Origin of the sequence: Pseudomonas sp. F1_0610, from assembly GCF_047470865.1 — a bacterium.
GTDB lineage: Bacteria > Pseudomonadota > Gammaproteobacteria > Pseudomonadales > Pseudomonadaceae > JAZDRH01.
This window is the reverse complement of the sequence record NZ_JAZDRH010000061.1, coordinates 1-2,455: the sequence shown is the minus strand read 5'-3', so window position 1 is coordinate 2,455 and position 2,455 is coordinate 1. Positions and strand designations below refer to the sequence as shown.

Sequence of the window (2,455 nt, the reverse complement as noted above, 5' to 3'; positions counted from 1 at the left end):
TACTAGTTGTTATCAGTTGTTATCTGAATTTTATTCAAGTAGAGGGGTTGACTATAATTTTTCAGATATAACTAATCTAAAGTATAGTAGAGATTTTTTTATAAATAAAATTGCAAGATTTATTTTTAATGAAACTTTTTGGATTGAGAGGATCCCTAATAGACTATTACGAGAAAGAATAGACAATATTTCCAGTATAATTGTAGATAGGCTCTATGATTTTTTTGGTGGTTACTGCGAAGAGATATATCAAACCTATGTGGATGTTAATTATAACGGTTTTAATTGGGGCGGGGAAGGGTATATTTTTACATTGAATGATAATTATATTTATTTAAGGTTTACACAACGCTCTTGAATGGTTATTTAAAAAGTTTTTATTTAAACTTAGTTTATGAAGATCGATTTTAGTAACTTATTTGTGTGATTTATATTATACGTACTTAATAGCTTAGACTGAAATGGTTAGGCGATAGAAGGCAAAATTCGAATTAGATTGGATGGATTTCAGTTTTTCTAAAAATACTCTCAAGTCTATTGGAACGAATAGTTTTGGAGTGATTCAATTATATTTTGGTGCATAGTTTGTACCCCCGTTTGTGATGGATCTTGCGCTGTAACAGGCGGCTTTGGAGCAGGTAATTAAAATGCATATATCAAAACGAATCAAACCGCGTTTTTATAACCTAATTTCGGCTTAAGTGAAGGTATCAATCACTATGGGTATGCGGGGGGGAATGGGCTGAGGTTTGTGGATCCTGATGGAAGATTAGTTTGGTTTGGTATTCCTCTTGTGTACTGGCTTGCAGGTGGAGCAGCAGTTACTGCAGATACCGCATGTGTTGCTACTAATTGTGGACAGGCTGTAGTTGATGTTGTTTCGAGTTCTTCTAATCGTAGTTGGTGGAACTCTAATGACAATGAGGCTAACTGTGGCTCAAACACTACAGCTAGCGGATGCAGTGGTAGTATTGATAATTCTACCCAGGTTACTTTTAAAGATACGCCTAGACAAAGAGAATACGAAAAAGCAAAAAGCTTTTGTGATACTCCTCCTCCTCCAGAAGGAAGAAACAAATGTGCTACATTATCTAATCAAATTAAGCATGCAAAGGAGTGTATAAGTCTTTATAAGGCTTGGGATGCAAAATGGGGGAATCGGCACGAAGAAAAAATACAAAACTGGGAAAATAGGCAGCGAAATCTTGCTGAGGAACATAGGCGTGAGTGTACTAATAAATGACTAAAAAAAGCGTAGCCGAAATTTTGTTGAAATACCAACAGTGCCCAGAGTTTGATAACATTAATTTAGTGGATGTTAACCAGAGAGGTGCAGATGACGATACTCCACTCCATAGAGCTGCCTTTAGAGGAATGCTTGAAGAGGTGGATACACTGATAGCTAGTGGTGCGGATGTCAATATTAAAGGAGATCTTGGCTATACTGCATTGCATTATGCAGCCATGAGAGGAAATTGTGACTTAATTAAATTATTACTTAAATGGCGAGCAAAAGTATCGATAAAAAATGAATTTGGTGAAACACCTCTTAAAGTTGCTCAGAATGGAAATCACTTTAATGCAGTTCAGTTGTTAAAAAAACGATGAATATTTATTTGAGTTTTTGTATTTATTACATATTTGGCAAAAGCTGGTTCTATATTAGCACCTTCAGCTGCATCAGCTTCTGCTTTTCGTCAAAAACTAAAAAGTGTATTTAGAAGGGGATTAGTAGAAACTGGCGTAGTCCAGACCTTGCAGGAAAAATGGATGAAATAATACGCTACAAGGCTGGAAAAACTAATAATTTTATTAGTTTATATGGTGCAGGTGTTGTAGGTGCGGGGATGTATCCTTGCTCAGGAAGATGTGACTAATGAAAATATATATACATGACAAAACAAACCCTAATCTATCAGCATTTAATATTGATAATACATATGTTAGCCTTAAAACTATTGCGCATATCCTTAGTGGTATTAGTGGCGTTACTTTAGTTAAAAAACGAAAGCTATTCAGTCAGTGGGAATATGTACATATTTGGTTTAAATATAAAGGCTATAATTTTGTTGTTTATGAGCCATATGGAGATAGCAGTTTATATGTAATTGGTCCAGAAGAATCCTGTGATATTGATATAAAACCCATACAGATTGCGTTTGAGCTGCATAGTGTTAGTGTATGGAGGAGGGTTGTAGTTTCAGGAATTTATTTATGTCTAATAGGTATTTGGTTATGCACAATTATTAGTTTTTTATTAAATTGAATGCAGGGAGGTTAAAGATCTAACGGCAACACATTTAATGAATTGATTTGTATTAGTACAGCTGTAATCCCCCCATTTTCCACAGTGCTCATCTGTAGAATTTAAGCTGCCTGTAATAGCTGCCTTGGCGGTACTCCTCCGATAGCAGTGTGAGGGCGTTCGTTGTTATACGTCCAAAGCCATTGTGTA

General features: G+C 35.4%; 5 protein-coding genes. 4 read left to right on the top strand and 1 reads right to left on the bottom strand.

What is annotated here, in order from left to right:
- The 4 genes from VQ643_RS16100 to VQ643_RS16085 form a co-directional block, all read left to right on the top strand.
- The coding region (locus tag VQ643_RS16100) for a hypothetical protein (protein ID WP_414201506.1) at positions 1-358 on the top strand (358 nt) is incomplete at its 5' end.
- Between the two features lie 393 nt (positions 359-751).
- Positions 752-1,243, top strand: a complete 492-nt coding sequence (locus tag VQ643_RS16095; protein WP_414201504.1) for a hypothetical protein — start codon at positions 752-754, stop codon at positions 1,241-1,243.
- Complete coding sequence (locus tag VQ643_RS16090; protein ID WP_414201502.1) at positions 1,240-1,608, top strand: ankyrin repeat domain-containing protein; 369 nt, start codon at positions 1,240-1,242, stop codon at positions 1,606-1,608. The genes VQ643_RS16095 and VQ643_RS16090 overlap by 4 nt, the downstream gene beginning before the upstream one ends.
- 268 nt (positions 1,609-1,876) lie before the next feature.
- Complete coding sequence (locus VQ643_RS16085) at positions 1,877-2,266, top strand: hypothetical protein (RefSeq protein WP_414201500.1); 390 nt, start codon at positions 1,877-1,879, stop codon at positions 2,264-2,266.
- Positions 2,267-2,367: 101 nt separating this feature from the next.
- On the opposite strand, the gene VQ643_RS16080 is transcribed toward VQ643_RS16085, so the two are convergent.
- Positions 2,368-2,455 (bottom strand): integrase core domain-containing protein (locus VQ643_RS16080; protein ID WP_286594322.1); only part of this gene is annotated, 88 nt, incomplete at its 5' end.

Coding starts and splice junctions, on each gene's coding strand:
- VQ643_RS16085 (WP_414201500.1), top strand. CDS start 1,877: ATGAAAATATATATACATGACAAAACAAACCCTAATCTATCAGCATTT.
- VQ643_RS16090 (WP_414201502.1), top strand. CDS start 1,240: ATGACTAAAAAAAGCGTAGCCGAAATTTTGTTGAAATACCAACAGTGC.